Origin of the sequence: Actinomadura geliboluensis (assembly GCF_005889745.1) — a bacterium.
Taxonomy (GTDB): domain Bacteria; phylum Actinomycetota; class Actinomycetes; order Streptosporangiales; family Streptosporangiaceae; genus Spirillospora; species Spirillospora geliboluensis.
The window spans coordinates 1-3,682 of record NZ_VCKZ01000619.1; the positions used below are offsets into that span (position 1 = coordinate 1).

Annotated in this window: 7 protein-coding genes; 3 read left to right on the forward strand and 4 right to left on the reverse strand. The window is 68.9% G+C overall.

The features are described 5' to 3' along the window. Positions 1-223 (forward strand): hypothetical protein (locus tag ETD96_RS45535; RefSeq protein WP_171069509.1); only part of this gene is annotated, 223 nt, incomplete at its 5' end. 174 nt (positions 224-397) lie between these two features. After that, positions 398-670 carry a hypothetical protein gene (locus tag ETD96_RS42500; protein WP_138642138.1) on the forward strand — a complete coding sequence of 91 codons (273 nt, stop codon included), beginning with the start codon at positions 398-400 and terminating at the stop codon, positions 668-670. A gap of 121 nt (positions 671-791) precedes the next feature. On the opposite strand, the gene ETD96_RS42505 is transcribed toward ETD96_RS42500, so the two are convergent. Genes ETD96_RS42505 through ETD96_RS42515 form a run of 3 tightly spaced genes read right to left on the reverse strand, consistent with a single transcriptional unit; the run spans position 792 to position 1,962 of the window. Then, entirely contained in the window at positions 792-1,163 is a 372-nt protein-coding gene (locus ETD96_RS42505; RefSeq protein WP_171069510.1) for a hypothetical protein, read from the reverse strand. 6 nt (positions 1,164-1,169) lie between these two features. Further along, positions 1,170-1,493, reverse strand: a complete 324-nt coding sequence (locus ETD96_RS42510) for a hypothetical protein (RefSeq protein ID WP_138642140.1) — start codon at positions 1,491-1,493, stop codon at positions 1,170-1,172. A 22-nt stretch (positions 1,494-1,515) separates the two neighbouring features. Beyond that, positions 1,516-1,962, reverse strand: a complete 447-nt coding sequence (locus tag ETD96_RS42515) for a hypothetical protein (protein ID WP_138642141.1) — start codon at positions 1,960-1,962, stop codon at positions 1,516-1,518. Positions 1,963-2,145: 183 nt separating this feature from the next. Here ETD96_RS42515 and ETD96_RS42520 point away from each other — a divergent pair, with 183 nt between their 5' ends. Beyond that, positions 2,146-3,108, forward strand: a complete 963-nt coding sequence (locus tag ETD96_RS42520; protein WP_138642142.1) for a chymotrypsin family serine protease — start codon at positions 2,146-2,148, stop codon at positions 3,106-3,108. A gap of 110 nt (positions 3,109-3,218) precedes the next feature. Here ETD96_RS42520 and ETD96_RS42525 read toward each other — a convergent pair whose 3' ends face one another. Further along, on the reverse strand, positions 3,219-3,569 hold the full coding sequence (locus tag ETD96_RS42525; protein WP_138642143.1) for an MmcQ/YjbR family DNA-binding protein: 351 nt from the start codon (positions 3,567-3,569) through the stop codon (positions 3,219-3,221). Positions 3,570-3,682 lie beyond the last annotated feature (113 nt).

Consider the following 3,682-nt stretch of genomic DNA (forward strand, 5'->3'; position numbering starts at 1 on the left):
CACCGGCCCCGGGGCCCTCGCCCACGACAAGGCCCGCCGACGCTGGCTGGCCAAGCAGATGCACTGGGAGATCATCCCGGTCACCAAGGACTTCCTCATCACCCCGGCCCCCTACTTGGAGGCCCTCCTGACCGCCCTACTCCACCGAGGCTGGAAACCCGACAACGAGACCATGACCAAAATAGAAACCCGCCTGGCAACCCTGAAACGCCGCCCCCACTAACCACGCCACCACCGACACCGAAACCGCCGTCCGAGGCTGGAGCCGTCCCAAAGACGGGCCGAAGTTGTCCACCGAACACCGATAGCGTCTAGCCGGACGAGAAGGGCGGCGCTAGTGGCGGGCCCGCCTGGTCACGTCCCCACCCCGACCCGGCCTTGGTACGCCCCGCCCGACATGCGCTGGGACATGTGCGCCGACCCTGGCGCCGAACAGGCACCGCGGCGCTACCACGCCTCGGGGCACTGGGGTCTGACCCTGTGCGGACTGAACATCGGTGACCTGGTCGAACAGGGCCCGCAGTGGTGCCCCGACCGCACCGACGCCTGCCCCGCATGCCAGACCGAGGCCACCGAAATCGACGCACGCTGGCCCGCCGACCGGCGCACCGGCGGCGACCTCCTCGTGACCTGCACCTGCCCCACCTGCTGCCCCGCCGACACCGCATGAACGAAACCACCGCGCCGCACCCGACCACCGACCTCACCACCGCACCGATGCCCGCCGTGGCCGAACTCGACGGGTGCTTGGACCGTTGGACACCGGTGACCGACAGTGAGGGCCCGCGGCGTCAGTTTGTTCGGGTCACCAGGGGGCAGATCTGGCACGCCTGCGGTCCTCGCTGGTGAAACCAGCGGCAGGCGCGGCGGATGCCGCATCGGGGCAGCCGGTCCTCGCCGTCGGTGGTCTCCTCCAGGAGGCTGTCGATCAGGGAGCACGCGGACCCGGTCCAGTATCCGCAGCCGCCGCGGATGCACGGTTCGGCGAAGCGGAACCGTGCGTCCGGAGCGCGGCCCTCCTCGGCGCGGGCGACGAACCCGCGGTCGACGGGCAGTACCGGCGACAGATAGCCGAGCGTTCCATCGGCCTTCATGATCCCGAGGAGTACCGCGCCCTCCCGGCAACGGCCGCTGGGGCAGGTGCGGTCCTCGTCCGCGTCCATTTCCGGCTAGATCCCGTCCAGTGGATCGCGCTCGGGCTCGATCGGCATTATGCCGATCGGCCCTCCGGGCTTCCACCATGGTTCGGGGAATTCGTCGCTGTCCTCATTGGACGGCCACCCCTCGCCTTCGGGCTTCGGCATGGGAATGCGCCCGCGTTTCCCGGGGCCGATGAGGCGGATGGAGAGGGTGCCCGCCTCGTCGATTCCGGCGATCTCCGTCAGGACGGCCCGCTGTATCGCCGCGGTGATCCGATCGTGGGCGGCGGGCGAAAGTGCGATGCCCAGATCGATCGTCCATTTCGCCGGTATTGTCCCTTTTTCTTTGTTCACTGCTGCCTCCCGCGGCGGCCGGCTAGAAATGCCACTCGACCGCGACCGAGCCGCCGACGTGGCCCGAGTTCCCCTGCGGGGTGCTCTGGACCTCGCCCTCGACCTTGATCGTGACTTTGTCGGGGACGTACCACGGATTGTCCGACTCCCCCTCCTGGGTAGGGATGCCGCTGTCCGGACCGGTCAGCCGGAAGGTGACCTGCCCGACGGGCCCGAGCAGCGGAACGTTGTCGATGGCCTGGACGAAGCCGCTCACATCGGTGCTCGTATCGGACAGCCCGGCCTCCTGCTCGGGCGTCAGAGTGAAGAGGACGGCCCAGCTTCCGGGCTTCTCGATCAATGACTTCATGACCCGCAGCCCCAGCATCGGATCGCCGGCGAGCTTCGCGCTCAGCCGGCCCATGCTTTCCGGAGTCGGCGGTTCGGGAAGCGCTAGTTTCCGGAGTTCGTCGTCGGTGAGGACGGTCACTTCGCGCCGAGCAATTGTGCCCATGATTCTTCCCCGTTGTCGCGTGTCCCGCTGTGCGGGAGCCCCACGGGAGCAACAGTTCCAGGATGCTTACGGGAAGTGAAGTACGTGCGACGGTCCGCATGTGGACACTAATGGATCTTTCCGGCCGAGTAGCATCTCCGGGCAAAGACGGGGACGGCCATGAACGAAGAAGACCTCGAAATCGTGCGCGAGGTGAAAAAGGCACTGGGCGGTCGCTTGCTGGCGAATCCCGATGTGCACGCTGCCGGCGTGGGACGCCGCAGAAGATCGGGAGAAAAGATCGACGAGTACGCGATCGTCCTGCACCTCGCCAGAAAAGTCCCCCGGGACCGCGTGCCCCGGTCGAGGCTGCTGCCGACTCACGTCCGCTACACCACCCGCGACGGACGCGATGTCCGGGTCCGCGTCGACGTGCAGGAGCACGCGCCCCCCGTTCCCGAGGGCCCGGACCTCTCCGCGCGGGTCCGCCCGGTCGCCGGCGGCTACAGCGTCGGCACCGGAACCCTGGGCGGCTGGGTGTGGGACACCCTCACCGACCAGATCGTGGCCCTGTCGAACGAGCACGTCTTCGGTTCCACTCCGGGCGCCCCCGTCACGCAGCCCTCCCTCCGCGACGGCGGCGCGCCGCCGGAAGACCAGATCGCCCGGGTCCTGAGGGCCGGCACGCTCGACGCGGCCATCGCGGCGCCGGTGGCCCCGGCCGTCGTCAGCCCCACCATCGTGTCCGCCGGCCCGGCGGTCTTCGCGATTACGGAGGCCGCCATCGACATGCCCGTGCTGAAGACCGGCCAGACCACCGGACTCACCCGCGGAACCGTCGACCTCATCGAGTTCGACTGCGGCCACCACGGCTCGCACACCGACCTGTGGATCGACGGAGGAACCGCCGACTTCTCCTCGACGGGCGACTCGGGCGCCCTCTACCTGGAGGCAGGCGACGCGCCGTCCCGTATCATCGGCCTGCACTGGGGTGGCTCGGCCAACTACGGCGCGGGCCATCACATCCAGGCCGTCTTCACCGATCTGTGCCTGACCACACTGCCCCCGGCTCTCCTCTCACCGTCCGAGCCGGCATCGGAAGCAGCACACGCCCAGGCTCTGCCCCCAGAGTCATCCCTGTGACCTTGGGGCGATCGCTGGGCCGCGCGGCAGTGGAGGGAGGTCGGGGCCGTCCGGCCGGGGACAGATTCATCGGAATGCCTCGCTCGCGCCCTGGGAGTTGGCGGGCGGGGTCATTCGAGGAGTTCGATCAGGCGTTTCGGGGCGATCAGGCGGTAGCTGTCTTCGATGAGTTCGGCCATTTCGTCCCAGTCGTGGTCGACGTCGAGGCGGGCGCCGACCCAGCCCTTGGGGCCGACGTACTTCGGGACGAAGAAGCGCTCGGGGTCCTCTGCCACGAGTGCCTCCTGTACGCCGGGGCCGGCCTTGAACGTCATGGAGAGGCCGTCCTCGGAGGTCATCACGAACAGCTTGTCGCGGACGCGGTAGGACGGCGCGGTGTGGCCGCCGAACGGCTTCTCCGCCGCCTCCGGCAGCGCCAGGCAGATCTCCCGAATCCTCGCCGACGGGTCCACGTCGCTCACCTGCAGTCCTCTCGGTCATGCCCTTCCGCGCAATCGTAGGTGGGGCGTCGGACATTCAGCGCGTCCGCCGCGGGGCGGCGCCGGACGGGTGGGTTCTTCCGTCGGGTGGAAGG

What these genes read in the sequence shown, in the direction of transcription:
- ETD96_RS42520 (WP_138642142.1), top strand. Translation starts at nt 2,146, where the DNA reads ATGAACGAAGAAGACCTCGAAATCGTGCGCGAGGTGAAAAAGGCACTG.
- ETD96_RS42505 (WP_171069510.1), bottom strand. Translation starts at nt 1,163, where the DNA reads ATGGACGCGGACGAGGACCGCACCTGCCCCAGCGGCCGTTGCCGGGAG.
- ETD96_RS42500 (WP_138642138.1), top strand. Translation starts at nt 398, where the DNA reads ATGCGCTGGGACATGTGCGCCGACCCTGGCGCCGAACAGGCACCGCGG.